The 26,818-nt window shown below is 66.2% G+C and carries 20 protein-coding genes; 8 read left to right on the top strand and 12 right to left on the bottom strand.

The window, feature by feature from the left end; translation table 11 throughout:
• Positions 1-20: 20 nt before the first annotated feature.
• The 5 genes from DF286_RS05700 to DF286_RS05680 form a co-directional block, all read right to left on the bottom strand.
• Positions 21-1,160 (bottom strand): SufB/SufD family protein, encoded by a 1,140-nt coding sequence (locus DF286_RS05700; RefSeq protein ID WP_109270551.1) that lies wholly within the window; start codon positions 1,158-1,160, stop codon positions 21-23.
• Positions 1,161-1,200: 40 nt separating this feature from the next.
• A complete protein-coding gene (gene sufC / locus DF286_RS05695; protein ID WP_109272040.1) occupies positions 1,201-2,037 on the bottom strand; it encodes a Fe-S cluster assembly ATPase SufC in 837 nt (278 codons plus the stop codon).
• A 37-nt stretch (positions 2,038-2,074) separates the two neighbouring features.
• A complete protein-coding gene (sufB, locus tag DF286_RS05690) occupies positions 2,075-3,547 on the bottom strand; it encodes a Fe-S cluster assembly protein SufB (protein WP_109270550.1) in 1,473 nt (490 codons plus the stop codon).
• Between the two features lies 1 nt (position 3,548).
• On the bottom strand, positions 3,549-3,956 hold the full coding sequence (locus tag DF286_RS05685) for an RrF2 family transcriptional regulator (RefSeq protein WP_109270549.1): 408 nt from the start codon (positions 3,954-3,956) through the stop codon (positions 3,549-3,551).
• Between the two features lie 253 nt (positions 3,957-4,209).
• Positions 4,210-6,048 (bottom strand): DUF885 domain-containing protein, encoded by a 1,839-nt coding sequence (locus DF286_RS05680; RefSeq protein WP_109272039.1) that lies wholly within the window; start codon positions 6,046-6,048, stop codon positions 4,210-4,212.
• 101 nt (positions 6,049-6,149) lie between these two features.
• On the opposite strand from DF286_RS05680, the gene DF286_RS05675 reads away from it, so the two are divergent.
• Positions 6,150-7,181: a quinone-dependent dihydroorotate dehydrogenase gene (locus tag DF286_RS05675; RefSeq protein ID WP_109272038.1), complete on the top strand. Its 1,032-nt coding sequence runs from the start codon at positions 6,150-6,152 to the stop codon at positions 7,179-7,181.
• Between the two features lies 1 nt (position 7,182).
• On the opposite strand, the gene ggt is transcribed toward DF286_RS05675, so the two are convergent.
• Positions 7,183-8,886 (bottom strand): gamma-glutamyltransferase, encoded by a 1,704-nt coding sequence (gene ggt, locus DF286_RS05670; RefSeq protein WP_109270548.1) that lies wholly within the window; start codon positions 8,884-8,886, stop codon positions 7,183-7,185.
• Positions 8,887-9,047: 161 nt separating this feature from the next.
• Between ggt and DF286_RS05665 the strand changes: the two genes are divergently transcribed.
• Positions 9,048-10,841 (top strand): AMP-dependent synthetase/ligase, encoded by a 1,794-nt coding sequence (locus tag DF286_RS05665; protein WP_109270547.1) that lies wholly within the window; start codon positions 9,048-9,050, stop codon positions 10,839-10,841.
• On the opposite strand, the gene DF286_RS05660 is transcribed toward DF286_RS05665, so the two are convergent.
• Genes DF286_RS05660 through DF286_RS05650 form a run of 3 tightly spaced genes read right to left on the bottom strand, consistent with a single transcriptional unit; the run spans position 10,838 to position 12,421 of the window.
• Positions 10,838-11,239 carry a DUF6491 family protein gene (locus tag DF286_RS05660; protein ID WP_109270546.1) on the bottom strand — a complete coding sequence of 134 codons (402 nt, stop codon included), beginning with the start codon at positions 11,237-11,239 and terminating at the stop codon, positions 10,838-10,840. The genes DF286_RS05665 and DF286_RS05660 overlap by 4 nt on opposite strands.
• A gap of 49 nt (positions 11,240-11,288) precedes the next feature.
• A complete protein-coding gene (gene gloB, locus DF286_RS05655) occupies positions 11,289-12,011 on the bottom strand; it encodes a hydroxyacylglutathione hydrolase (protein WP_109270545.1) in 723 nt (240 codons plus the stop codon).
• On the bottom strand, positions 12,005-12,421 hold the full coding sequence (locus tag DF286_RS05650) for a VOC family protein (RefSeq protein ID WP_109270544.1): 417 nt from the start codon (positions 12,419-12,421) through the stop codon (positions 12,005-12,007). Before DF286_RS05650 ends, gloB begins: the two co-directional genes overlap by 7 nt.
• A gap of 92 nt (positions 12,422-12,513) precedes the next feature.
• On the opposite strand from DF286_RS05650, the gene DF286_RS05645 reads away from it, so the two are divergent.
• The gene (locus DF286_RS05645) at positions 12,514-13,215 is read left to right on the top strand and encodes an SIMPL domain-containing protein (protein ID WP_109270543.1); all 702 of its coding nucleotides are present in this window, start codon (positions 12,514-12,516) and stop codon (positions 13,213-13,215) included.
• Positions 13,216-13,282: 67 nt separating this feature from the next.
• Here DF286_RS05645 and DF286_RS05640 read toward each other — a convergent pair whose 3' ends face one another.
• Both DF286_RS05640 and DF286_RS05635 read right to left on the bottom strand, forming a co-directional pair.
• Positions 13,283-14,032, bottom strand: coding sequence for a tetratricopeptide repeat protein (locus tag DF286_RS05640; RefSeq protein ID WP_109270542.1), 750 nt, complete (start codon positions 14,030-14,032; stop codon positions 13,283-13,285).
• Positions 14,029-14,769, bottom strand: coding sequence for an alpha/beta fold hydrolase (locus DF286_RS05635; protein ID WP_109270541.1), 741 nt, complete (start codon positions 14,767-14,769; stop codon positions 14,029-14,031). Before DF286_RS05635 ends, DF286_RS05640 begins: the two co-directional genes overlap by 4 nt.
• A 212-nt stretch (positions 14,770-14,981) precedes the next feature.
• Between DF286_RS05635 and DF286_RS05630 the strand changes: the two genes are divergently transcribed.
• From DF286_RS05630 to DF286_RS05610, 5 genes are all read left to right on the top strand, one after another.
• Positions 14,982-16,196 carry an alpha/beta hydrolase gene (locus DF286_RS05630; RefSeq protein WP_109270540.1) on the top strand — a complete coding sequence of 405 codons (1,215 nt, stop codon included), beginning with the start codon at positions 14,982-14,984 and terminating at the stop codon, positions 16,194-16,196.
• Positions 16,197-16,274: 78 nt separating this feature from the next.
• Positions 16,275-18,275, top strand: a complete 2,001-nt coding sequence (thrS, locus tag DF286_RS05625) for a threonine--tRNA ligase (protein ID WP_109270539.1) — start codon at positions 16,275-16,277, stop codon at positions 18,273-18,275.
• Positions 18,276-18,396: 121 nt separating this feature from the next.
• The gene (gene infC / locus DF286_RS05620) at positions 18,397-18,927 is read left to right on the top strand and encodes a translation initiation factor IF-3 (RefSeq protein WP_109270538.1); all 531 of its coding nucleotides are present in this window, start codon (positions 18,397-18,399) and stop codon (positions 18,925-18,927) included.
• A 282-nt stretch (positions 18,928-19,209) separates the two neighbouring features.
• Positions 19,210-22,029, top strand: a complete 2,820-nt coding sequence (locus DF286_RS05615; RefSeq protein WP_109270537.1) for a TonB-dependent receptor — start codon at positions 19,210-19,212, stop codon at positions 22,027-22,029.
• A gap of 176 nt (positions 22,030-22,205) precedes the next feature.
• A complete protein-coding gene (locus tag DF286_RS05610) occupies positions 22,206-24,044 on the top strand; it encodes a cation:proton antiporter (protein ID WP_170303940.1) in 1,839 nt (612 codons plus the stop codon).
• Here the strand turns inward: DF286_RS05610 and DF286_RS05605 are convergent.
• The gene (locus tag DF286_RS05605; protein ID WP_109270536.1) at positions 24,011-26,764 is read right to left on the bottom strand and encodes a [protein-PII] uridylyltransferase; all 2,754 of its coding nucleotides are present in this window, start codon (positions 26,762-26,764) and stop codon (positions 24,011-24,013) included. The two genes, DF286_RS05610 and DF286_RS05605, sit on opposite strands and share 34 nt — an antisense overlap.
• Between the last annotated feature and the right edge of the window lie 54 nt (positions 26,765-26,818).

Here is a 26,818-nt window from a genome sequence, read left to right as displayed (position 1 = left end):
GGCTTGTGAGAGGATAGAGGTCATTCGACAGCCCCTCCCCTAGCCCCTCCCGCAAGCGGGAGGGGAACCGACCCGAACCAATTACCCGCGTCCGCGTGGAACGCCTCGCGTACCACCTCCTCGCCGATGCGATCGATCGCGTCGGCGATGAAGGCGCGGGTGAGGAGGGCTTTGGCTTCCTCCGGCGGCACGCCGCGGCTGGCGAGATAGAAGAGGGCGGCCTTGTCGAGTTCGCCTACGGTGGCGCCATGCGCGCATTTGACGTCGTCGGCGAAGATTTCGAGCTCCGGCTTGGCGTTCACCGTGGCGGTTCGGGCGAGGAGGAGGCCCTTCAGCGATTGCTCGCCGTCCGTCTTCTGCGCGGCGCGCTCGACCTCGACTCGGGCCGCAACCGAGCAGGTGGATCTATCGTCGGCGACCGAGCGCCAGAGCTGGCGGCTCATCCCGCCCACCGCCTCGTGGCGGACGACGAAATTGGCGTCATGACGCTGCCGATTGCGGGCGAGCAGGGCGCCGCCCGCCTCTACGAACGCCGCCTCGCCGGTGATGGTCGCCTCCCCGTCGAGACGGCTGTCGGTACCGCCGGCCGCAAGGGTAGTGAGGGTAAAGCTGGCGCCTTCGCCGATCTCGGCGCGGTCGGTAAGGCTGACGAATCCGCTGGTGCCGAGGAGCCGCCGCGCCAGCATCAACCGCGCGCCTTTGGCCAGCGACATCTGGGTCAGGCGGTTGGCCCACCCGTCGCCCATATAGGTTTCGACGATCGAGGCCTGAGCATCGACGTCGAGCACGATCTCGGCGGGGAGATGGTCGGCGGCGCCGGTCGAGACGTGGACAATCTGGACGAGGCCCGCGGGCGCATGGTCGCGGTCAAGACGCAGGGACCAGCCCGAAGCGCCGGCAAGCGCCGCGAGCGGGTGGCCGCGGGGGTCGACGTCGACGGCGCCAACGGAGAGCGGGCCGAGCTTGCTGCGCGACTCATCGAGCTTGCCATCGACGAACAGGAGGCGCGGGCCGTCGAGCGCGCAGTCTAGCCACGAATGTTCCCAATGTTCGCGGTCGCCATGGGCGGTCTGCGGCGTGGCGGCGGCGAGCGCGGGAAGCGCCGACAGGTCGCTCCAGCGCCAAGCCTCCTCGCGGGTAGAAGGGAGATTGAGCAGCATCAGGCCACTCTGCCACACGGGCGGGGCTGTAGGAAAATGATCACGCCGCCATGGCTCCGTAGCCTTCGCGCTCCAGCTCTCGCGCCAGTTCTATGTCGCCCGATCGCGCGATGCGGCCGTCGACCAGGACGTGGACGAAATCGGGCCGGACATATTCCAGCAGCCGCTCATAGTGGGTGATGAGGACGACCGCCTTGTCGGGCGCGCGCATGATGCGGTTGATGCCGTCGCCGACGATGCGGAGCGCGTCGATGTCGAGGCCGGAATCGGTCTCGTCGAGCACGGCGAGGCGGGGCGAGAGGATGCCCATCTGCACCATTTCGTTCCGCTTCTTCTCACCGCCCGAGAAGCCGACGTTCACCGGCCGCTTCATCAGGTCCATCGAGATTTCGAGCTTGTCGGCCTGCTCGCGGGCGAGTCGGAGGAAATCGCCCGCGGAGATTTCGTCCTGGCCGCGCGCGCGGCGCTGGGTGTTGAGGGCGGTGCGAAGGAACTGGACGTTGGAGACGCCGGGAATCTCGACCGGATACTGGAAGCCGAGGAACAGCCCGGCGGCGGCGCGCTCGTCGGGTTCGAGGGCGAGGAGATCGATTCCCCCCTCATCGTCATTCCCGCGAAAGCGGGAATCCCGCTCTTCTTCCTGCGCATGAGAAGCGGGACCCCCGCTTTCGCGGGGGTGACGAGCGGGGGTGAACATGACCGAACCCTCGGTCACCTCATAGCCGGGGCGCCCGCCCAGCACATAGCCGAGCGTCGATTTGCCCGCGCCGTTCGGCCCCATGATCGCATGCACCTCGCCCGCATTCACGGTGAGGCTGAGACCCTTCAGAATGGGCTTGCCATCGATTTCGGCGTGGAGATTTTCGATTTTGAGCATCATTGCAGTTCCAAAAGTTCGTTCGGAATGAGTGTATCTACCCAACGGAACCCTCCAGGCTGATGCCCAGCAGCTTCTGCGCCTCGACCGCGAACTCCATCGGGAGCTGCTGCAGCACTTCCTTGGCGAAGCCGTTGACGATGAGGGCGACGGCGTCTTCCGCGTTCAGCCCCCGCTGCTGGGCGTAGAACATCTGGTCGTCGCTGATCTTCGACGTGGTCGCCTCATGCTCGATCTGGGCCGAGGGGTTCTTGACCTCGATATAGGGGACGGTGTGGGCGCCGCATTGGTCGCCCAGCAGCAGGCTGTCGCACTGGGTGAAGTTGCGGACATTCTCGGCGCCGGCGTTCACCCGCACCAAACCGCGATAGGTATTGTTCGAGCGGCCGGCGCTGATGCCCTTGGAGACGATCGTCGACGTGCTGTTGGCGCCGATATGGATCATCTTGGTGCCGGTGTCGGCCTGCTGGAAATTGTTGGTGAGCGCGACCGAATAGAATTCCCCGACGCTGCTCTCGCCCTTCAGGATGCAGGAGGGATATTTCCAGGTGATGGCGGAGCCGGTCTCGACCTGGGTCCAGCTGATCTTCGAGCGGGCGCCGGCGCACATGCCGCGCTTGGTGACGAAATTGTAGATGCCGCCCTTGCCCTCGGCGTCGCCCGGATACCAGTTCTGGACGGTCGAATATTTGATCTCGGCATCGTCGAGGGCGATCAGCTCGACCACGGCGGCGTGGAGCTGGTTCTCGTCGCGCTGGGGGGCAGTGCAGCCTTCGAGGTAGGAGACGTAGCTGCCCTTGTCGGCGACGATCAGCGTGCGCTCGAACTGGCCCGTATTCTCGGCATTGATGCGGAAATAGGTCGAAAGCTCCATCGGGCAGCGCACGCCCTCCGGGATGTAGACGAAGGTGCCGTCGGAGAAGACCGCGCTGTTGAGGCACGCGAAATAATTGTCGCGCTGCGGCACTACGGAGCCGAGATATTTGCGGACGAGGTCGGGATATTCGCGGATGGCTTCAGAGATGGAGAGGAAGATGACGCCGGCCTTCTTCAGCTCCTCGCGGAAGGTGGTCGCGACCGAGACGCTGTCGAACACGGCGTCGACCGCCACCTTGCGCGCGCCCTCGACGCCGGCGAGCACCTTCTGCTCCTCGATCGGGATGCCGAGCTTCTCATAGGTGCGGCGGATTTCCGGATCGAGCTCGTCTAGCGAGGCGAGCTTCGGCTTCTGCTTGGGCGCGGCGTAATAATAGGCGTCCTGGAAATCGATGGGCGGGATGTCGAGCTTCGCCCAGGTGACCTCCTCCATGGTGAGCCAGGCGCGATAGGCCTTGAGCCGCCAGTCGAGCATCCACTCGGGCTCCTGCTTCTTGGCGGAGATGAAGCGGATCGTGTCTTCGTTCAGGCCCTTGGGCGCGAACTCCTGCTCGATGTCGGAGGTGAAGCCCCATTCATATTTGGAGGCGCGCTCGGCCGCCTCGAGAGCTTCGCGGTTGCGGACGTCGGTCACGTCAATTCACCTCCACCAGGCTGGCCAGGCTCACGCCCGCAAGCGCGCCGCGCACGGCGCCGTTCACGGCGTGGAGATGCGGCTTCACCTGGCAATTTCCTTCAATGGCGCATTCGTGGCCGCCGGCCTCGATGCAATTGGTCATGGCGATCGGCCCTTCGACCGCCTCGATGATGTCCGCAAGGGTAATTCCGTCCGCGCCCCGCGCCAGGCGGAAGCCGCCGCCCGTCCCGCGGGCCGAGCTGAGCAGGCCGGCGCTGGCGAGCCGCCCCATCAGCTTCTGCGCCGTCGGCAGCGGCACCCCGGTCTCCCCCGCCAACAGCGCCGCCGACAGCCTCGCCTCCCCGCCGTGGCGGGCAGCGGCGGCCATCATCACGACGGCATAGTCGGCAAGAGAGGTAAGGCGCATCGGCTCCAATCAGACTGATTCGTTCCGATTGGGCATGTGGGGGCAAGCGGGAGGGAGGTCAAGCCGCTATTCCCCTCTCCCTTGGATGGGAGAGGATATGGAGCCTTAGCGACGAAGGAGCTTAGGCGGAGTTGGTGAGGGTGACACCGGTCGACAATAGCCCTCCGACGCTGTCACCCTCACCCAGCTACGACTAGGCAGCAAGCTGCCAAGCCTCCGCAACCCTCTCCCATCAAAGGGAGAGGGGCGATCATCAGCTCGCCTGCTGCTCAGCGACCCATTTATCGATGTTGCGCTCGAGTACGTCCAGCGGAACCGGGCCGGAGAGCAGCACGGCGTCATGGAACGCCTTGATGTCGAACTTGTCGCCAAGCTTCGCCTTCGCCTCCTCGCGTAGCTCCATGATCTTCAATTTGCCGATCATGTAGGCGGTCGCCTGGCCAGGATAGACGATGTAGCGCTCGATGCCCTTTTCGATGTCGCCGATCGGGTTGGGGGTGTTCTGCTTGAGCCATTCGATCGCCTGCTCGCGGCTCCAGCGCTTGTGGTGGATGCCGGTGTCGACGACGAGGCGGGCGGCGCGCCACAGCTCCATGCCGAGCCGGCCGAAATCGGAATAGGGATCGGTGTAGAAGCCCATGTCCTTGCCGAGCTCCTCGGCATAGAGGCCCCAGCCCTCCGTATAGGCGGTGACGCCCCCGAACTGGCGGAAGGGCGGAACCTTGCCGCCGAGCTCGGTCTGGATCGCGCGCTGGAGATGGTGGCCGGGAATGCCCTCATGATAGACGAGCGCCTCCAGCTCCGTCTTTGACATGTCGCGAAGCTCGTAGAGGTTCACATAATAGGTGCCGGGGCGGGAGCCGTCCGGGGCCGGGCTCTGGTAGAAGGCCTTGCCTGCCGATTTCTCGCGGAACGGCTCGACCGGCTTCACCACCAGCGGCGCCTTGGGCAGCGTGTTGAAATATTGCGGCAGGACGGCCTGCATTCCGTCCACCTTGCGCTGCACGTCGGCGAGATAGGCTTCGCGAGTGTCGTAGTAGAAGCGGTCCTCGGTGCGCAGGTGCTCGAAGAAGTCCTGTAGCGTGCCCTCGAAGCCGACCTGCTTCATGATCTCGCGCATCTCGCCGTGGATACGCTCGGTTTCGCGAAGGCCGATATTGTGGATCTGCTCGGCCGTGTAGTCGGTCGTGGTGTAGTAGCCGAGCCGCTCGTTATAATAATCGGCGCCGTCGGCGAGGCGCCAGATGCCGTCGTCGGTGGGCGCTTGCTTTTGCTGCGCCTCCATGAGCGCGATGAGGCCTTCATAGGCGGGCTTCACATTCTCGACGAGCGCGGCGCGGCCTTCGGCGATGAGGCGCTGCTTCTCAGCGTCGGAAATGGAGAGCGCGTTCACCTTCTTCTTGAGGTCCGCGAACAACACCGAGTCATCGCCCGGGCCGAAGGGAGCGCCGGTGATCACGTTTTTCGAATCGCTGATGACATAGGGGAAGACCCAGTCCGGCGGCATCACGCCCAGCGCCTGGCGTTCCTTAGCCTGGGCGACGAGCTGGGCCATCACCTCGTCGATGCCACGCAAGCGGCTGACATAGGCTTCGGCGGTGGCGAGGTCGGTGACCCGATGGATGTTGATGAGGAAGGCGGGGAGCTGGCTCTGCGCGCCGTTCATCTGGTCGAAGATGTAGTGGTTCTTGCGGAAGTTGAACGCGCCTTCGCTGCGCATGACCATATTCTCGAACAGGTCGTAGGAGAGCCGGTCGCCCGGTGAAAGCGCGTCGCGATCGAACTTGGCCTTTAGATCGGCGAGATAGCGCAGGTCGAGCTCATGCTCCTTGACGGCGGCCGCATCGCTGAAGTCGCCCCAAGTGCCGTAATCCGCGTCGACGATGCCGCGATAGGCCTTGGACATCAGCGACAGCTCGAGCTGCGCCTGATCGTAGGCTTCGAAGAAAGCGGCGAGCTCGGCGCTGTCCTCGGCCGGCGCGGCGAGGGCGGCTTCCGCCGGCGCCGCGGAGGCCGTTTTGACCGGAGGCGTACGGGCGGTTGTGCAGGCGACCAGAAAGGCCGTGGAGGTGAGCAGAAGCAGTCGGGTCATCGACAAAGGCATCCCTGTTTTTTTGTGAATCGTTGGGGGCGCACCCTAAAGAAACGAAACCCGCTTTGACCAGTCTTGCGGCCGGTGTCATAGCGCCCGCGATGGCGCTTTATCCCCTCCTTCGCCCGCTAATTTTCGGCCTCGATGCCGAGCGCGCGCACCGATTGACGCTGGCGGCGCTCAAGACGCTTCCGGCCGGCAATCCGCCGAAGCCGGATCCGATGCTGGCGGTTCAAGTCGCCGGGCTCGACTTTCCCAATCCGATCGGCCTCGCCGCCGGCTTCGACAAGAATGCCGAAGTGTTCGCCCAGATCCTGCGCATGGGCTTCGGTTTCGCCGAGGTCGGCACGCTGACGCCGCGGCCGCAGGCGGGCAATCCCAGCCCGCGTCTCTTCCGCCTCGTCGAAGACCGGGCGGTGATCAACCGCATGGGCTTCAACAATGCGGGCCAGCAGGCGGCGCTTCCGCGGCTTCAGCATCGGCGGCGCGGTGGCGGCATCGTCGGCGTGAATATCGGCGCCAACAAGGACAGCGCCGACCGGATCGCCGACTATGCGGCCGGCGTGGTCGCGATGATGGGAGTGGCCGACTATCTCACCGTCAACATCTCCTCGCCGAACACGCCCGGCCTGAGGGCGCTTCAGGACAAGGCGGCGCTCGACGAGCTGCTGGCGGCGGTGACGGAGGCGCGGGGCGCGGGGCCGCCCCTTTTCCTGAAGGTCGCGCCGGACCTCGAGCCATCGGAGATCGGCGACGTCGTCGACGTGGCGATGGCGCGGCGGATCGATGCCATCATCGTCTCCAATACGACCATTTCGCGCCCGCAGCTCGAGTCCAGATATCGCGGCGAGACCGGCGGCCTCTCCGGCGCGCCGCTCAAGAAGCTGGCCTTGCAGCGGCTCAAGGATTTCCGCGCGGCGGCCGGCCCCTCGCTGCCGCTGATCGCCGCCGGCGGGATCGAGAACGGTGTCGATGCCTATAACCGCATCCGGGCGGGGGCGAGCCTCGTCCAGCTTTATTCGGCGCTGGTTTATCAGGGGCCGGGCCTCGCCCGCTCCATCGCGAGCGAATTGAAGCGCCTGCTGAGGCGGGACGGCTTTCGCACCATCGGCGAGGCGGTCGGCGCCGATTAGCTCAATCGGCCGTCGTCCTGGCGACGCCCTCCCGTCTCGGATCGGCGCCTCCGTCGAAGCGGCCGTTGCGGATCAGCACGCCGTGCAGGCCCGAATCCTCGCCCTGGCCGGGCTTCACCTCGATGCCTCGCGCCCGCAGGCCCTCACGCACCCCTGAGGGCATGTCGTTGACTTCGCCCTGGAAGCGGCTGCCCCTGGCGATGAGGTTGGGCAGGGCGAGCGCCTGCTGCATGGGCAGGTTCCAGTCGAGCGCGCCCACCAGCGACTTTCCTACATAGGCAAGAATCGCGTTGCCGCCCGCCGAGCCCAGGGCGCCGACGAACTGCCGGTCGGTATCGAGGATGATCAGCGGCGTCATCGACGAGCGCGGCCGCTTGCCGGGCGCCACCGCATTGGCTGCGGGCCGGCCTTCGGCGTCTCGCGGCTCGAAGGAGAAGTCGGTCAGCTCGTTATTGAGGAAGAAGCCGTCGACCATCCGGCCGGAGCCGAAGAGCGACTCCACCGTCGTGGTCATGGAGACGACATTTCCCTCGGCATCGCCCACGACGAAGTGAGATGTGCCGACCGGCTCCAAGGTCCGATCGGCGCCGGCGGCCGGCGCGCCCGGCGGCGTGCCCGCCTCGGGAGGCGGTCCGGCCCGGGTCCCGATCAGCGCCGCCCGTCGGGCGACATAGCCTGGCTCGAGCAGGCCTTCGACCGGAACCTCGACAAAGGCCGGATCGCCCACATAGCGGTCCCGATCGGCATACATGAGGCGGCTCGCTTCGGCGAACAGGAACCAGGCCTGAGGATCCTGCGGCCCGCGCGAGGCGATGTCGGTCCTTTCCAGCATGAGCATCAGCTGAAGAAGGGCCACCCCGCTGGACGGCGGCGGCGGGACGCAGATCAGGTGCACGCGGTAGGTGCGGCAGAGCGCCTCGCGCTTGACCGGCTTGTAGCCGGCGAGGTCGGCCAAAGTGATCGATCCGCCGTCGGCGCGGGTGCGGGCGACGATCCGCTCGGCCGTGGCGCCGCGGTAGAGAGCGTCCGGACCTTCGGCGGCGAGGCGGCGCAGGAAATCGGCATAAGCGGGATTGCGGAGGCGATCGCCCGCTTCGACGAGCGTGCCGTCGGCTTCGGTGAAATAGGCGCGAGCATCGGGCGCCTTCGCCTGCGGGGCATTGCCGTTGACAAAGCGCGACAGGCGCGGGCTGACGACAAAGCCTTCCCGCGCCGTGCGCTCGGCGTCGGCGAACAGCGTCTGCCAGGGAAGCTTGCCCCGCTCGTCATGGGCGAGTTTCAGCATCTGGACCACGCCCGGAACGCCGGTGGACGGGCCGCTCAGCACCGCCTCGACGAACGGAATCGGCTCGCCATTGTCGTCCAGGAACATGTCGGAAGTGGCACCGGCCGGCGCCGTCTCGCGGCCGTCATAGATGGTGAGCTGACGGGTGGAGGCGTCGTAATAGTTGAGAAAGGCGCCGCCGCCGATGCCCGAGCTTTGCGGCTCGACCAGGCTCAGCATCGCCTGCACGGCGATGGCGGCGTCGACCGCGCTTCCGCCGCGCCGCAACACCGCCAAGCCCGCCTCCGCCGCCAGCGGGTTGGCGGCGACGACGAAGGCCTGAGCGCGCGCCGGCTCCTCGATCTGCGCCGCGGGCGGCGTCGTGCAGGAGGCGAGGCCGAGACCCGCCAGGAGCCCGAACAGGGCGTGAAACAATTTCATAAGCGGAGCCTCCTGCAGAGGCGAGCGGGTTAGCCAATGCGCGCGGCGCCGTCCATGCGTGCGACCCGCATCGATCGTTCCGGCAGTGCTGGCGCGGCGGCGGAACGGAAGCTAAGACCATTCGGGTCGACGCCGCAAAGCTGCGCGACAAAGGGAGGAACATGGCGCGTCAGCTCGAACATTTTTCCAATCTGGTCGCGATGTTCTTCGCCCGCGCGGCGGAGAAGGGGGATGCGCCGTTCCTCTGGGCCAAGAAGGAAGGCGAATGGCGCTCGACGAGCTGGCGCGAGGCCGCCGAGGCGGTCGCGTCGCTGGCGGCCGCGCTGAAGGCCATCGGCCTCAAGCCGGGTGACGGGGTGATGCTCGTCTCCGAGAACAGGCCGGAATGGTGCATCGCCGATCTCGCGATCATGGCGGCGGGCTGCGTGACGGTGCCGACCTACACGACCAATACCGAGCGCGATCATCAGCATATCCTGGACGACAGCGGCGCCCGGGCCGTCATCGTCTCCACCGCCAAGCTGGCGAGGCCGCTGCTGCCGGCGGTGCTCAGAAGCTCGGTTTGCGAGCATGTCATCGGCATCGAGCCGCTCGCCATCGGCCAGAGCGGCACCGCCCATTTCCACGACTGGAAGAAGCTGATCGAAGCGCATGCGCCCGACGTCGCCGCCTGCGCCGCCGACGCCACTTTCGGCCGCGACGATCTCGCCTGCCTCATCTACACCAGCGGAACGGGTGGAGCGCCGCGCGGCGTGATGCTGCACCACGGCGCCATACTCCACAATGTCGAGGGCTGCGCCGATCTGATCTCCGAGGATTTCGGTTGGGGCGACGAGATATTCCTGTCCTTCCTGCCCGCCAGCCACGCCTATGAGCATTCGGGCGGGCAGATGTTCCCGATCGGGCTCGGCGCCCAGATCTATTATTCCGAGGGGCTGGAGAAGCTCGCCTCCAATATCGAGGAGGTGCGCCCGACCATCATGGTGGTTGTGCCGCGCCTGTTCGAAGTGCTGCGCCAACGCATCCTGAAGGCGATCGAGAAGCAGGGCAGGGTCGCCAATCTCCTCCTCGACCGGGCGCTGGACATCGGCGCCAAAAGCTATTCCGGGCCCGTCCCGCTCCTCGAGCGGCCGATGGATTTCGTGCTGGAGCGCACGCTGCGGCCGAAGATCCGAAAGCGCTTCGGCGGGCGGATCAAGGCGATGGTGTCGGGCGGGGCGCCGCTCAACCCCGAGGTCGGCATCTTCTTCCACTCGCTGGGGCTCACCTTGCTCCAGGGCTATGGCCAGACCGAGGCGGCGCCGGTGATCAGCTGCAACCGACCGAAGACGGGTCTCAAGATGGACACGGTCGGCCCGCCGCTGAAGAATACAGAGGTCCGGATCGGCGACGATGGCGAGATCCTGGTCAGGGGCGAGCTGGTGATGAAGGGCTATTGGCGCAATCCGGCCCTGACCGAACGAACCGTCGTCGATGGATGGCTGCACACGGGCGACGTCGGCCACATCGACGAGAAGGGCCGGATCGTCATCACCGATCGCAAGAAGGACCTCATCATCAACGACAAGGGCGACAATGTCGCTCCGCAGAAGGTGGAGGGGATGCTCACCCTCCAGCCGGAGATCGTCCAGGCGATGGTCTATGGCGACCGGCGGCCGTACATTGTCGGCCTCATCGTTCCCGACTGCGACTGGACAGCCGAATGGTGCGTCGCCAACGGCAAGCGGGTCGACTTCGCCGAGCTCGGCCGCGACCCTGAGTATCTGCGCGCGTTGTCAGCCGCCGTGGACCGGGTCAATGCCGACCTGTCGGTGATCGAGAAGGTCCGCCGCTTCATCCTCGCCGACGAGCCCTTCACGGTCGAGAACAAGCAGCTGACGCCGTCGATCAAGATCCGGCGCCATGTGCTGAAGGAAATCTATAACGAGCGCCTCGAGGCGCTCTACAAGCGCTAGTCGGCCGCGCGATAGGGCGTGAAATCGCCCAATATGCAGGAGCCGTAGCTGCCGCCGCTGACGGACTCGACCACGCTCGCCACCTCGCCCGAGCACAGCCGCGAGCTGGTCGTGCGGAATACCAGGGTGCGGCCGTAGTTGAGGTTCGGGCAGCCACCCTGCGGATGGTTGAGATAGTCGACACGGCCCTTGCCCTGGAACAGGATCAGCCCGTCGCCGACCGCCTCATGGCCGCGCACGTCGCGCTGGCTGATGCAGGACACCGACTCGCCCGCCACCCGGCCCTCCAGCTTGTCAATCTGCTCGGCGTCCGCGCGGGCGCTGCGTTCGACGGGACCGGACGCGGCGCAGGCGAGCAGCGTCGACAGGGCAAAGGATGATAGCAGGAGCTTATTCATGGCGACCTCCTCTTCTGCTCAACGGTTGAGCTTTCGAGTCGCCCCCGAACTAGAAATTATCCTTCGCGCGCCGCCGCTCCGCAAGCTCTTCCGCCGTCTCGGCCCGCATGAAGGGATTGGTCGCCCGCTCCAGACCGATTGTCGTCGGCACCGTCGCATCCCCAGCTGCCCGCTTGGCTTCGACCTCCGCCATGCGCTCCCGCAAGGCCGCATTGTCGGGCTCCACCGTCAGCGCGAAGCGGCCGTTGGAGAGCGTATATTCGTGCGCGCAATAGACTTTCGTTTCCTCCGGCAGCTTCGCGAGGCGCTGGAGATTGGCGTGCATCTGCTCCGCCTCGCCTTCGAAGAGCCGTCCGCAGCCCATGGCGAACAGCGTATCGCCTACGAAGACGATCCCCTCCGACGGCAGATGGTAGGCGATGTGGCCGGCGGTGTGGGCCGGGACCTCCATCACCGTCGCCTGGATCGCGCCGAGGGTGACGGTATCGCCTTCCGACACCAGCCGGTCGAGAGTCGGGATGCGCTCCGCCTCGGCGGCAGGGCCGGTTACCGTGCAGCGAGTCGCGGCCTTGATCGCCGCGTTGCCGCCAGTGTGGTCGGCGTGCCAATGGGTGTTCCAGATCTGGGTGATCCGCCAGCCCCGCGCGTCGGCTTCGGCCAGGACCGGATCGGCGACGGCGGGATCCACGACCATCGTCTCGCCCGAGTCGGCGTCGTGGACCAGCCAGACATAATTGTCGCTGAGCGCGGGAATGCGGACGATCTCTACCATGTGCCGACATTCTCCATCGTTGCCCAAGGCTCCGCAGGCGGCAGGGGATCGCCCGCCTGGAGCAGCTCGATCGAGATCGCGTCGGGCGTGCGGACGAAGGCCATATGGCCGTCGCGCGGCGGGCGGTTGATGGTGACTCCGGCGTCCATCAGCCGCTGGCAGGCCTCGTAGATATTGTCGACACGGTAGGCGAGGTGGCCGAAATTGCGACCGCCGTCATAGCCCTTCTCGTCCCAATTATGGGTGAGCTCCACCTGCGCCTGCTCGTCGCCCGGCGCGGCCAGGAAAATGAGGGTGAAGCGGCCCTTCTCATTGTCCATCCGCCGTATCTCGCGAAGGCCGAGCAGCTCGAAGAAGCGGATCGTCTCCTCCGGATCGGAGACGCGGATCATGGTGTGCAGATATTTCATTCCGGCTCCTCAATCGTTCAGCTGTCCGACAGCGTGGCCAGCGCTTATTATGGGGACGAGGCGGCGCCTTCGCCACCTCTAGGGGATCATGAATGGATCGAAGCTCCAGCCTCATCGCCGCCGGCATCCTCGCCCTCGGCGTCATCATCGGCGGCTATCTTCTGGGAGACGGCCTCAGGCGGGCGCGGATGGCGGATCGCTCCGTCACGGTGCGCGGCCTGGCCGAGCGCGACGTCACGGCGGACCTTGCCACCTGGACCATCGCCTATTCGGAACAGGGAACGGAGCTCGGCGCCGTGCAGGCGGCGATCGGCGAGGATACGCGGGCGATCACCGACTTCTTCCGGCGCGCGGGCTTCAAGGACGAAGAGGTGACCAGCGCCGGGGTGGGCGTCAACCAGTGGTATGACAGCAATCGCGGCGTCAACACCGTCACCGTCCGCCGTAGGCTGCAGCTTCGCACCAATGACGTCATGAAGGCGCGGGCCGCCTTCGGCCGGCAGTTCGACCTCATCCGCGCCGGCGTCGCGATCGAGGAAGGGTCGGGCATGATCTACAGCTTCACCAAATTGAACGAGGTGAAGCCGGCGATGATCGCCGAGGCGACCAAGGACGCGCGTCGCGGCGCCGAGCAGTTCGCCGAGGATTCGGGCGCCGACGTCGGCGGCATCCGCCAAGCGACCCAGGGCTATTTCTCGATCGGCGCCCGCGACGGCGAGGACAGCGGTTCGGGCACCGACTCGCCCTTCCAGAAGGTGCGGGTGGTGACGACGATCGACTTCTATCTCGATTGATGCTCCCCTGCGAACGCCGGGGCCCAGTGCAGAGTCCCTACTGGACCCGGCTTTCGCCGGGGAACGACTATCGTTTGTCGGGCGTGGGCGTCGCGTTCGCGGCGAGCGCGGCGCGAGCCGCCTTGGCCGCTTCGGAGTCCGGCGCCAGGCGAATGGCCTTGGCGTAGAGGCCCCTGGCCGCTTCGACCTCGCCCGAAATGCCGGCGACGTTGCCCGCGTGGACCAGCAGGTTCGGGTCTTCGGGCGCGAGCCGCACCGCCTCGGCAATGTCGTCCTGGGCGCGGGCGAGGAGCCCTTCCTTCAGCGCCAGGGCCGAGGAGATATACCAGCCGAATGGATCTTCCGGCACCAGCTTCAGGCCCTGATTGATGTCCGAGCGCGCACCGGCGATGTCGTTCAGGAGGACGCCGGCGCGGCCCCTGTCTAGATAGACCTCGCCGCGCAGCTCAGGCGTCAGCAGCGCCGTGGCGAGCGCCTTGTCGAAAGCTTCGCGTGCCTTGATGCCCTCGCCGGCGGCGAGCCAGGCATTGCCAGCCTGCACCCAGAAGTCCGCGCGGCGCGGATCGACGTCGGTCTCCGCCGCCCGGGCGGCCTCGGCGAAGGCGGAAGCCGCCGCCTCCCATTGCCCCAGTGCGACATGGGCTTGGCCGGCGCATTGGCGGGCGAAGATGCCGCCGCCCTTCACCAGCCAGTCATTGGCGATGGCGACCGCCTGCTGGGCGTCGCTCGTCACCAGCGCCGTGCATTTGGCATAGGCTTCCTGGTCGGAAAGAGGCTGCGCCTGAACGGCGGCCAGCGCCAGCAGCAGAGATATCACAGGGCCTCCAGCAGTCCGTTCACCGTCGCGATCAGCAGCGCGATATCCTGGTCGCGCGACAGGCGGTGGTCGCCGTCCTTGACCAGCCAAGCCTGCACGTCGGCTGAACGCAGGCGGTCCATCAGCGCAAGCGACTGGCGCCAGGGCACGTCCTCATCGGCCTGGCCGTGGAGCAGCCGGACGGGGCAGTCGATGGCGATATCGGCGTGCAGCAGACACAGCCTCTCCCCGCTTTCCCAAAAGCCGCGGGTGGTGACATAGGGTGCCTCGCCATAGGGCGACGCCTCCGCCAGCCGCCCTTCGCGCAGGATCGTCAGCTTCTGCTCGCCGGTGAAGCCCCAGCTGGTGAAATCGGGCGCCGCGGCGATGCCGACCAGGCCCGCGACCCGCTCCCGTCGGGCCAGCGCCGCCAGCAGCATCAGCCAGCCGCCCATCGACGAGCCGACCAGCACCACCGGCCCCTCGGCAACGCGATCGATCATGGCGAGCACATCGTCACGCCATCCGTCGAGTGTCTGGTCGTCGAAGGCGCCGTCGCTCGCCCCGCAGCCGGCATAGTCGAAGCGCAACATGGCGCGGCCCTGGCTCTCAGCCCAAGCGTCGAGCGCCGTCGCTTTGCCCCCCTCCATGTCGGACATGTAGCCGGGCAGGAAGAGGATCGTCGGCCCGCGCCCGGGGCGGTGACGATAAGCGAGTCGGAGATCGGGACCGGTTTCGAGGTGGCGGATATCGGTCATGTGTGGCCAAGAGATGCGATCATGGCCGCCGCTTAGCACGGCAAAGGGGCTGGAGGACAAGGGCCGGGCCAAAAGCCTGGAAAGGGCACCGGTCTTGGCGCCGCTGCCCGTCTCTTGTTGGCAAATCCTTGCGGTTCTCCCAAGCGGTGGTAACCGCGCCCGACGCGTCGGCACGGGCGGACCGATAGCGATACTTTGGGGGGATCAGGGAGTTGGACAGAGTTCAGAAGATCGCGCGATGGTCGGCCTTGATCGTCGGCGGGACCATGGCGGCGGCGTTGGCGCTTCTCCTGCTCGGCGCGCATTTCTACTCCATTGCGTATCTGTCGCCCTACGCCTCGATATTTCTCAACTGGTTCAGCCCCTGGTTTGTCGTGCTGCCGCTATTCAGCGCCGCGCTTATCTGGATCGCGGGTCCCAGGAACAGGCGCGGGCTGCGAAAGACACTGAGCCTCATTGCGGTTGCCGTCGCGGTGATCGGGGCCGTTGCGGTCGGACGAATGATCGCCGTGGCGCACGAAAACGGCGTGTCGATCGATCTGGTCCGCGCCCTCGGGAGCCATCCGCCACTGCCTGACACCCCTGACCAGGACGTCGTCTACTCTCGCTTTGAAGGCGAACCCCTCGGCCTCGTCCTCTACAAGCCGGCGCCTCAAGAGCAGCCATTTCCTGCACCCGTCTTGGTCTATATCCACGGGGGCGGCTGGGTCGCCGGTGACAGGTTCGCGGGAGGCGAGAACCTCCGTTGGTTCGCGCGACGCGGGTGGCTGACGATCTCCATCGACTACCCGCTCTCGTCGCGCGACCAGCATCTATGGGCCGAGACGATCGAACAGGTCGGCTGCGCGCTCGCCTGGGTGCAGGCGAACGCCCATCGCTTCGGCGCCGATCCGACGCGGATTTCCCTGATGGGCGATTCGGCGGGCGGCAACCTGGTGCTCATCGCGGGCTACAGGGCGAACTCAGGCACGTTGCCCTCCTCTTGCGGCGGCAATGTGCCTCGCGTGGCCGCGATCTCCGCAATCTATCCCGCGGTCCATGTTGCCGAGGTCTATAGAAACGAATTCCCACAAATAGGCGACATGGCGCGCGGATTTGCGGATGCTTATGTGGGCGGGTCGCCGGATCGGTTTCCGGATCGCTACACCTCCATCGACCCGGCTTCCTACATCGCTCCCGAGTCGCCGCCGACGCTCCTTATCGTGGGCGAGAACGATCATCTGCTACCCCCGGACCTCACCTATCGGTTTGCGGCGGAAGCGAAGCGGGGCGGCGTGGATGTCGAACTCGTTCGGTTTCCCTATGGCCAGCATCTCTTCGACCAGTCGACGAACAGCATCGGCAACCAGTTGGTGCTCGGCGCTACGCGGCGATTCCTGGAAGCGCATGGGCAAGGACCGGCGCGCGAGGATCGAGCTTTACCGTAGCTCTTAGTCGGCACTCGTCTGCATCGAGCCGTCAACAGGGGCTGGAGCATAGGCGCCGGGCTCGCTACATGCGCGGCTATGACGCAGCACTTCAAGATCACCCTTCCCGACGGCTCCGTGCGTGAGGTGGAGCAGGGAACCACACCCGCCGATGTCGCGGCGGCGATCGGGCCGGGCCTCGCCAAGGCGGCGATGGCGGCGCGGATCAATGGCGAGGTGCGCGATATCGGCCGGCCGTTCGAAAGCGATGCCGAGCTTGCGCTGATCACGTCCCGCGACGAAGCGGAGGCGCTGGAGCTGGTGCGGCACGATTATGCCCATGTGCTGGCCGAGGCGGTGCAGAATCTGTTTCCCGGAACGCAAATCACCTTCGGGCCGGCGACCGAGGACGGCTTCTATTATGATTTCGCGCCCAATCCGGAGCGCGGCCCCTTCACCGAGGAAGACCTGCCGGCGATCGAGGAGGAGATGCGCCGGATCATCGCCCGGGATGAGCCGCTGGTGCGCGAGGTGTGGACACGCGACGAGGTGCGCGGATTCTTCGTGAAGAACGGCGAGACGTTCAAGGCGGAGTGGGTGATGGAGCTCCCTGCCGAAGAGACGATCACCATGTATCGCTCGGGCCAGTGGGTCGATCTTTGCCGGGGCCCGCACCTGGCCTCCACCGGAAAGCTCGACCCCCAGGCGTTCAAGCTGACGCGAGTCTCGGGTGCCTATTGGCGCGGCGACCAGAAGAACGCGATGCTCTCGCGCATCTACGGCACGGGCTGGCTGAACAAGAAGCAGCTCGACGCCCATCTCGTGCGGCTGGAGGAAGCGGCCAAGCGCGACCACCGCAAGCTGGGCCAGGAGATGGACCTGTTCCACCTCCAGGCCGAGGCGCATGGCTCGGTCTTCTGGCACCCGAACGGCTACATCATCTGGCGCGAGCTCGAAGCCTATATGCGCCGCGCGATCGACGAAGCCGGCTATCAGGAGGTGAAGACTCCGCAGGTCATGGACGCCCGCCAATGGGAGCAGTCCGGCCACTGGGGCAAGTATCGCGAGAATATGTTCGTCATTCCCGACGAGGTGCCCAATGTCGAGGACGAGGGGCCGATCGTCTCCGGCGATGCCGACTGGATGGCGCTGAAGCCGATGAACTGCCCGGCGCACGTTCTGATCTTCAAGCAGGGCATCAAGAGCTATCGCGACCTGCCCCTGCGCATCTACGAGAATGGCTGCTGCCACAGGAACGAGCCGCACGGCGCGCTTCACGGCCTGATGCGCGTCCGCCAGTTCACGCAGGACGACGCCCACATCTTCTGCCGCGAGGATCAGATCGTCGAGGAAGTGCGCGCGTTCTGCGAACTGTCCGACCGCATCTACAAGGATTTCGGCTTCAGCTATGCGATCAAGCTCGCGCTCCGTCCGGACAAGCGCTTCGGCAGCGACGAAGTCTGGGATCTGGCCGAGGCGGAACTGCGCGACGCGGTGATGAAAGCGGGCTTCGCGACCGAGCAATATGGCTGGGAGGAGCTGCCGGGAGAGGGTGCCTTCTATGCGCCCAAGCTCGAATGGCATCTCACCGACGCGATCGGCCGCACCTGGCAGGTCGGCACGATCCAGTCGGATCGCGTGCTGCCCGACCGGCTCGATGCGACCTATGTCGGCGAGGACGGCGAGCGCCACCGCCCGATCATGCTCCACCGCGCCATCTTCGGCTCGTACGAGCGCTTCATCGGCATCCTCATCGAACATTATGCCGGCAAGCTGCCGCTCTGGCTGGCGCCGGTGCAGGCGGTGGTGGCGACGATCGTCTCCGACGCGAACGATTATGCGCGCGAGGTGGAGGCGAAGCTTCGCGCCGCCGGGATCCGGGTGGAGGCCGATCTTCGCAACGAGAAGATCAACTATAAGGTGCGTGAGCACAGCCTCGCCAAGGTCCCCAACCTTCTCGTCGTGGGCAAGCGCGAGGCGGAGGAGCGGACGGTGGCGCTGCGACCGCTGGGCGCCGAGGCGCGGCAGGAAGTGATGGCACTCGACGAGCTCGTCGAGCGGCTCCGGACCGAGGCGCTGCCGCCGGATCTGCGCGGCTGAGCCGCAACACGACGCCGCAAAATGAGCGGTCCGCCGCCGCTCCATCTTTCATTTGGCCGCGCAATTCACTAGGTGAAGGGCGCATCCAGGCACATTAGGAGAAGCTGTTATACGTCCCCCATTGAATCGGCGCCCATCCGCGCCGCCCCTGTCCGGCCCCCGCTACAACGAATTCATCTCATCGCCCAAGGTGCGCGTGATCGATGAAAATGGCGAGAATCTAGGGGTCATGCTGACCGCCGAGGCCATCGAACAGGCGGCCGAGGTCGGTCTCGATCTCGTCGAGGTTTCTCCGAACGCCGATCCGCCCGTCGCCAAGTTTCTCGACGTCGGCAAATATAAGTATGAGGCCCAGAAAAAGGCCAATCTCGCCCGCAAGACGCAGAAGACGCAGGAGATCAAGGAGATCAAGATGCGTCCGAACATCGACGACCATGATTACGACACCAAGATGAAGAAGGTATTCGCCTTCATCGAGGAGGGCGACAAGGTGAAGGTGACCTTGCGCTTCCGCGGCCGTGAGCTCGCCCATGGCCAGCTCGGCATGCAGCTGCTGCAGCGCGTCCAGGAGAATGTCGCGGAGATTGCCAAGGTCGAGCAGCATCCGCGCATGGAAGGCCGCCAGATGCTGATGGTGCTCGCGCCGAAATAAGATCAGGCAAGCCGAAAACGGCTCAAAGATGGGAGCGGCTGGTGCTTTGCGGCGCCGGCCGCTTTTTGTGCCGGATGCGGCGCCTGCTTGTTCTCCAGCTTTCCGTAGCGGCAAATCGAAACCGGCAGCGCACCCGAGTTTCGTTGTGCAACGGGTTTGTTGCGGAATTGCAATGAGCCCTCGAAACCTAGAGAAACCGGGGCTTTTTGGGCTGGAGGTCGCCGACCCTTTTGGGCTAGCCTTTACGCAAACGTAAATCACAAGAATTGGGGAGGGGATGAAATGCGTAAGTCGTTCTGGTTGATTTCGGCGGGCATCGCTGCGCTCGCGACTCCGTCTTTCGCGCAGGGCCAGGTGCCGCCCGTCGGCGAGGCCACCCCCACCCAGGAAGCCGCCTCGGTGGACGACGCCGTCCAGAACCAGGCCCGCCGCGGCACGGAGGACATCATCGTCACGGCCACCCGCCGCAACGAGGCGCTCTCCGACGTGCCGCTCGCCGTGTCGGCGATAACCGCGCAGTCGCTCGAGAATTCGGGCGCGGCCGACATCCGCCAGCTGCAGCAGCTCTCGCCGTCGCTCCTCGTCTCCTCGACCCAGTCGGAAGCCGGCGCCAGCAGCGCCCGCATCCGCGGCGTCGGCACGGTCGGCGACAATCCCGGCCTCGAAAGCTCGGTCGCGGTCTTCATCGACGGCGTCTACCGCTCGCGCAACGGCACGGCGCTGACCGAGCTCGGCCCCGTCGAGCGGGTCGAAGTGCTGCGCGGCCCTCAGGGGACCCTCTTCGGCCGCAACGCTTCGGCCGGCATCATCTCGGTGATCACCGCCGCCCCGAAGTTCGAACATGAAGGCCGGGCCGAGGCGAGCATTGGCAATCACGACTATCGCCGCTTCGAACTCGGCTTTACCGGCCCGCTTTCGGACACGTTCGCCTATCGGCTGGACGGCGTCTATCTCAAGCGCGACGGCTTCATCGAGGACGTGATTTCCGGCCGCGAGGTCAATGACCGCGACCGCTATCTCATCCGCGGCCAGCTGCTGTTCGAACCGAGCGACACGCTGTCGGTGCGGGTGATCGGCGACTATGCCAACCGCGACGAGGAGTGCTGCGGCGCCGTCTATCTGCCGACCCAGGACGCCGTGACCGATGGCGCCGGCGGCGTCACCTTCGCGCCTTCCTCCTTCGTCCCGCTGATCCAGGCCTTGGGCGGTGTCGTGCTCGACGATCCCTTCGAGCGGCAGATGGCGATCACGCCGGGCCGCAGCTACCGCCAGGACGTCGAGGATTACGGCCTGTCGGCCGAGGTCGTCTATGATCTGGGCGGCGCCGAGTTGACCTCGATCAGCGCCTGGCGCGGCAACGACTATGTCCGCGGCCAGGATGCGGACTTCAACAATCTCGACATCCTCTATCGCGACGACGATGGCGGCAACCAGCAGAAGTTCCGGACGTTCACGCAGGAGCTCCGGCTCCAGGGCGAGGCCTTCGAGGGCCGTCTCGACTGGCTGGTCGGCGGCTATTTCGCCCATGAGAAGCTCACCGTCCGGGACAATCTGAGCTTCGGAACGGACTATCAGCGCTATTCCAACTGCGTCCTGGCGGCGAACGTCAGCCAGCAGCTGAGCGCGGCCTTCGGCGCGCCGATCAATCTCACCCAGCCGATCGGCGGGGTCGGCTGCTTCAACCAGACGGTCGCGGGGGCGATCGCCTCCAATCCGCTGGTGCCGGCGGCGCAGCGGCAGCTGATCGCCCTGCTCGGCGGCCTGGCGCCGGGTGTGCCGCTCGGCGGCTATGACGCGATCGGCGCCGTGCTGGGCGCCGGACTCGGGCTTCCGCCGCTCTCATTCAACAATGCCCAGACCAGTGACCGCTTCAAGCAGACGAGCCGCAACTTCGCCTTCTTCACCCACAATATCTTCGAGGTCACCGACCGGCTGAACCTGACGGTCGGTCTTCGCTATACGAACGAGAAGAAGACGCTCGACGCGACGTTGACCGACAACAACCTCTTCTGCCAGGCGATCGCCGGCTCGCCCTTTGTTGCCCTGACACAGCTCCCCTGCGTTGTGCCAGCTGTCCCGGGCGGCACCTTCACTCGAGAGAATGTGAGGAACAAGGAGGACGAATTCAGCGGAACGGCCGTCTTGAGCTACAAGGTCACCGACGATCTGCTGACCTACGCGAGCTATTCGCGCGGCTACAAGGCAGGCGGCTTCAACCTCGATCGTTCGGCGCTGGCGCGATTTGTGGTTCCTGGTGTGGGGCCGGTCGGACCGGTGCTTCCGACGGCGGGCCTAGAAAACCTCATCTTCGAGCCGGAGAAGGTCGACGCTTTCGAGATCGGCGCGAAATATAACGGTCAGGGCTTCGACCTCAACGTCGCCGCCTTCCACCAGGTCTTCGACGGCTTCCAGCTCAACACCTTCAACGGCCTCTTCTTCGAAGTCGAGAATGTGAACGCCTGCAAGCAGGACCTGGGCGGCCTCGACACGGACGACGACAGCACGAGCGGGGCGTGCCCGGGCGGCACCAAGGGCGGCGTCAAGAGCATGGGCGTCGAGGTCGAGGCCTTCATGCGGCCGATCGAGAATGTTGGCCTCAACCTCGGCGGGAGCCTGATCGATACCCAGTATCGCCGCAATCTCGTCGGCGTCGACGGCGCTCCGCTCTCGGACTCGCTGTTCCAGCTTCCGGGGCGGCGCATCTCGAACTCGTCGCTGTGGACGCTGACCGGCGCCCTCACCTACACGCCGCCGATCGGCAACAGCGGCCTCAGCGGGCTTTTCTACATAGACGCGCGCTATCAGAGCAAGTTCAACACCGGCTCGGACCTCGATCTCGAAAAGGTGCAGGACGCCTATTTCGTCACCAATGCCCGCATCGGCCTGCGCGGTCCTGACGACCGCTGGGGCATCGAGCTTTGGGGGCGGAACCTGCTCGACGAGGATTATCAGCAGGTCGCGTTCGACATGCCGATCCAGGGGGCAACGGGAACCACGATCCGCGGCGTCCAGCAGGGATTCTATCCCCGCGCGACGCAGCTGTTCGGCTCCTTCCTCGCCGAGCCCCGCACCTATGGCGTGACGGTGCGCACGCGCTTCTGACCAGCGACGGGACGTAAAGTCCCGTCGTCTTTGCCTCGCTATGCTCCTCGCAACGGCAGGGAGCCAAGCGCGGCTCAGGCATAGGCGTCCGACGGAACCAGGAGGGGCTCTCGCCGGTAAAGGGCGGGGGCCCCTTCCCGTTTGCGCCGCCGGCGCCCCAGCGGCATGGAGACGCGATGCTTTTCGTCGACTCGCTGATGGTGAAGATCGCCCTCATCGGCGTGCTCGGCGTCGGCGCGCAGTGGATCGCCTGGCGCACGGGGCGTCCCGCCATCGCGCTGATGCTGCTCACCGGCCTCATCGCCGGGCCGGTGCTCGGCATCATCGATCCGGAACGCGATTTCGGCGCCCTGCAGGAACCGATCATCAAGCTCGCCGTCGCCGTCATCCTGTTCGACGGCGGCCTCAGCCTCAACTTCCGCGAGCTGCGCCATCATGCCGGCCCGGCGGTGCTGCGGCTCGTCATTTTAGGGGTGCCGATCGGCTGGGCGCTCGGCACCGCGGCCGCCTATTATGGCGCGGGCCTCTCCCTGCCCGTCTCCGCGCTGTTCGGCGGCATATTGGTGGTCACCGGGCCGACGGTGATCGGGCCGATGCTGCGGACGCTCCGCATCGGACAGCGGCCGGCGAACATCCTCAAATGGGAAGGCATCGTCAACGACCCCATCGGCGCGCTGCTCGCCGTCTTCATCTTCGCCTACATCACCTATCAGGGCGAGCAGGTCAGCGTCGGCGCCATCGCGCTCGACGTCGCCCTTTCCTCGTTGCTGGCCGGCCTGATCGGCTTCGGCCTCGGCTATGCCATCACCTGGTTGTTCCCGCGCGGCTTCGTGCCCGAATTCCTGAAGGCGCCGGTCCTTCTCGTCTTCGTCATAGGTGGCTTCATCGTCGCCGACCTCATCCAGCACGAGACTGGCCTCGTCACCGTGACGGTGATGGGCATCACCCTCGCCAACCGGCCGATCTATTCCTTCCAGGCGCTGCGCCGATTCAAGGAGGATTTGGGGGTGCTGCTCGTCTCGGGCGTGTTCATCATCCTCCCCGCCACGCTCGATTGGGAGACGCTGCGGGCGTTCGAGGCGCGTTTCCTCGTCTTCCTCATCCTGCTCCTGTTCGTCGTGCGGCCGGTGACGGTGCTCGTCAGCCTGTTCCTTTCCAAGGTGCCGTGGCGGGAGCGCCTGTTCATCGCCTGGATCGCGCCCCGCGGCGTGGTCGCCGTCGCCATCACCGGCCTCTTCGCGCTGCGCCTCACCGAATTTGGCGTGGCCGACGCCGACGCGCTCATTCCCCTGTCATTCGGGGTCGTCGTCGCGACCATTTTCGCCCATGGCTTCACCGCCCAGAAGCTCGCGGAACATCTCGGCATCGACCAGGGGCCGGGGCGCGGCGTGCTGCTGATCGGCGCCAATAGCTGGACGATCGCCTTTGGCCGGATACTGAAGCAGCTCGAAATACCGGTTACCGTGGCCGACACGAGCAAGCTCGCGCTCCGCACTGCCCGCAGGGCCGAGCTCGACGTCTATCGCGGCGACATATTGGACGAAGTGACCCAGGATCACATCGACATGAAGCAGTTCCAGCAGCTGGTCGCCGCCACCGACAACGACGCCTATAACGCGCTCGTCTGCGCCGACCTCGGGCCGGAACTCGGCTTCGAGGCCGTCAGCCAGATCGGCGCCGACCAGGAACGGGGCCCGGTTCGTGGCCGCGTGCTGATGCCGGGCGGCCCCTCGATCGAGGAGCTGGTGACGCGTCAGGCCGCCGGCTGGCAATTCAGCCGCACCCGGCTCAGCGAGGAATTCGGCCTGAAGGACCATCTCGCCGCGCGGCCCGAGGGCGCCGAGAGCCTGGCCGTGCTGAAGCCGAGCGGCCGGCTGCTCTTCTTCTCGACCGACGCACGGCCGGTGACCGAAGCCGGCGACACGGTGATCAGCTATGTCCCGCCCGAAAAGGCGGCGCAGCGGCGCGAGAAGAAGGCGGCTCAGGCGGCGGCGCGGCCCGCCGCCACCTCATAGTCGGCGGCCTTCAGCAGCCGCTCGCGAATGGCCTTCAGCCGCGCCGGCCGCTCGATCTTCCCCTCGTGAAGGTCGGTTATGTAGAAGACGTCGACGGCACGCTCGCCGTAGGTGGCGATATGGGCGGAATGGATCGTCGCCTTCGATTGCGATAGTGCGTGGGCCAGGCCGCTGAGCAGCGCGGCCCGGTCGCGCGCATTGACCTCTACCACCGTATAGCGGTTGGACGCCTTGTTATCGATGAAGACGGCGGGGCGGATCGGGAAGGCCTCGGCGCGCGGCAGCGGCAACGCCTTCGCCTCCAGACGGTCCATGCGCGGCTCCTGTCCGGCGACGGCGGCGGTGACCGCCTCCTCCAGCCGCTCCAGCTGGTGCGAATCGTCGAAGGGCAGGCCGCGCAGGTCCTGAACGAGGAAATTATCGAGCGCCATGCCGTCGTTGGTGGTGTGGATCCGGGCGTCGATGATGTTGCCGCCGGCGAGGCTGATCGCTCCCGCCACGCGGTAGAAGAGGCCGGGCTGATCCTTGGCGTAGATGGTGACGAGGGTGCCGCCGCGCTCCGGCTGAACGCCCGCCCATAACGGCCCCGTCGTCGCAGGCGCGCGATCGGCTCTGTCGACGAAGCGGGCGTTGGCCTCGAGCACCTCGATCGGTTCGGCCAGCCAGTAGGAATCGGGAAGGCGCCAGCCGAGCCGGGCGAGACGGCTTGCGTCCCAACCGAGCCGGTTCGCCAAATCCTCCTGCGTCGCCTCCACCCGCTGGCGCCGACCCTTCTGCTTGTGGCCGAGCCGGAGCAGTTCCTCCGCCGCTTCGAACAGCTCGCGCAGCAGCTGGCGCTTCCATTCGTTCCAGACGCCGGGCCCCACGGCGCGGATGTCGACCACGGTGAGCAGCAGGAGAAGGCGCAGCCGCTCCAGGCTTTTCACCCGCCCGACGAAGTCGGCGATGGTCTTGGGATCGGCGAGATCACGCTTGAAGGCGGTGGCGGACATCAGGAGATGCCAGCGCACCAGCCAGGCGACCGTCTCCGTCTCTGCATCGTCGAGGCCGAGCCGCGGGCAGAGCTGGTGGGCGACTTCGGCGCCAAGGATGCTGTGGTCGCCGCCGCGACCCTTGGCGATGTCGTGGAGCAGCACCGCGACGTATAGGGCGCGGCGCGACGAGATCTGGTGGATGATCGCCGTCGAGATCGGGTGGTCGGCCTTGAGCTCGCCGCGTTCGATCTTCGCCATCAGGCCGATCGCGCGAATCGAATGCTCGTCGACCGTGTAATGGTGGTACATGTCGAACTGCATCTGCGCGACGACACGGCCGAAGTCGGGAACGAAGCGGCCGAACACGCCGGCCTCGTTCATCCAGCGCAGCACCGTTTCGGGATCGCGTGGGCTGGTCAGCACATCGAGGAAAAGCGCGTTGGCGCGCGGATCGTCGCGCACGTCATTGTCGATCAGCCGCGCGTCGCGGCTCGCCGCGCGCATCGCCAGCGGGTGAATCTCCAGTTGGTGACGGTCGGCCAGCGCGAACATCTGGAGGAGGCGGACCGGATCCTCCTCGAAGAATATATCGTTCGGCAAGGCGAGACGGCCCCGGTCGAGCACGAAGCCTTCGAGCTTGCGCGGACGGCGGCGCAGCGCCGGCAGGCCGAAGCGGCGGCCGCTTCCGGCGAACTGCTCGTCGAGATGAGCGAGGAAGACGCCCGTGAGGTCCCCGACCGCTTTGGCGTGGAGGAAATAATGCTGCATGAAGCGCTCGACGGGCGATTTGCCGGGCCGGTCCGCATAGTTCATGCGCTCGGCGATCTCGCGCTGATAGTCGAAGGTGAGCCGATCCTCGGCGCGACCGGCGACGAGATGGAGGTGGCAGCGCACTGCCCACAGGAAGCGCTCCGCCTTCTGGAACTGGCGCAGCTCGTCGAGAGTGAGGAGTCCTTTTTCGACGAGCTCCGGCACCGACCGCACCCGATAGACATATTTGCCGATCCAGAAGAGGGTGTGGAGGTCGCGAAGGCCGCCCTTCCCTTCCTTGACGTTGGGTTCGACCACGTAGCGGCTGTCGCCCAACCTCTTGTGGCGGGCGTTGCGCTCCTCGAGCTTCTCGGTGACGAAGGCGCGGGCGCGGCCGGCGACGACTTCCTTCCAGAAACGCCCCTGGGCCTCGTCGAACAAGGCCTCGTCACCCCAAAGATAGCGCGATTCGAGGATGGCGCTGCGAACGGTATGATCCTCGGCCGCGATGCGGATCATGTCGTCGACCGAGCGGCTGGAATGGCCGATCTTCAGCCCCAGGTCCCAGAAGAGATAGAGCAAAGCCTCGATCACCTGCTCGGCCCAGGGTGTCGGCTTCCAGGGCGTGACGAAGGCGATGTCGACGTCCGAACAAGGCGCCATCTCGCCGCGGCCGTAGCCGCCGACCGCCATCAGGGTCAGCCGCTCCCCCGCGGTGGGATTGGGGCGCGGATAGAGTTGCTGGGTGACGTAATCATAAGCGAGGCGGACGACCTGATCGGTAAGAAAGGCATAGGCCGTCGCGGTCTCGCGCCCCTGCCACGGCTTCTCGGCAAGGCGCCGGGCGATCTCGGCGCGGCCGTCGGCCAGGGCCTGCTTCAGCAGCTTGGTCACCCTGGCCTTGCCGCGCGCGCCGAGGCCGGCGATCTCGTCGGCCAGCGCCCTACGGTCGACGATTGCGCGGCGCTGGCTGAGGGCGGCGAAGCGGGAGTCCATAGTGCGAAGATAGGGAAAGCGGGGTCGCCCGTCACCTGGCGCATTGCGGGCGGC

The sequence above is a fragment of the Sphingosinicella humi genome, assembly GCF_003129465.1.
Taxonomy (GTDB): Bacteria; Pseudomonadota; Alphaproteobacteria; order Sphingomonadales; family Sphingomonadaceae; genus Allosphingosinicella; species Allosphingosinicella humi.
The sequence above is the reverse complement of the archived record's forward strand: the minus strand, read 5'-3'. Positions and strand labels throughout refer to the sequence as shown.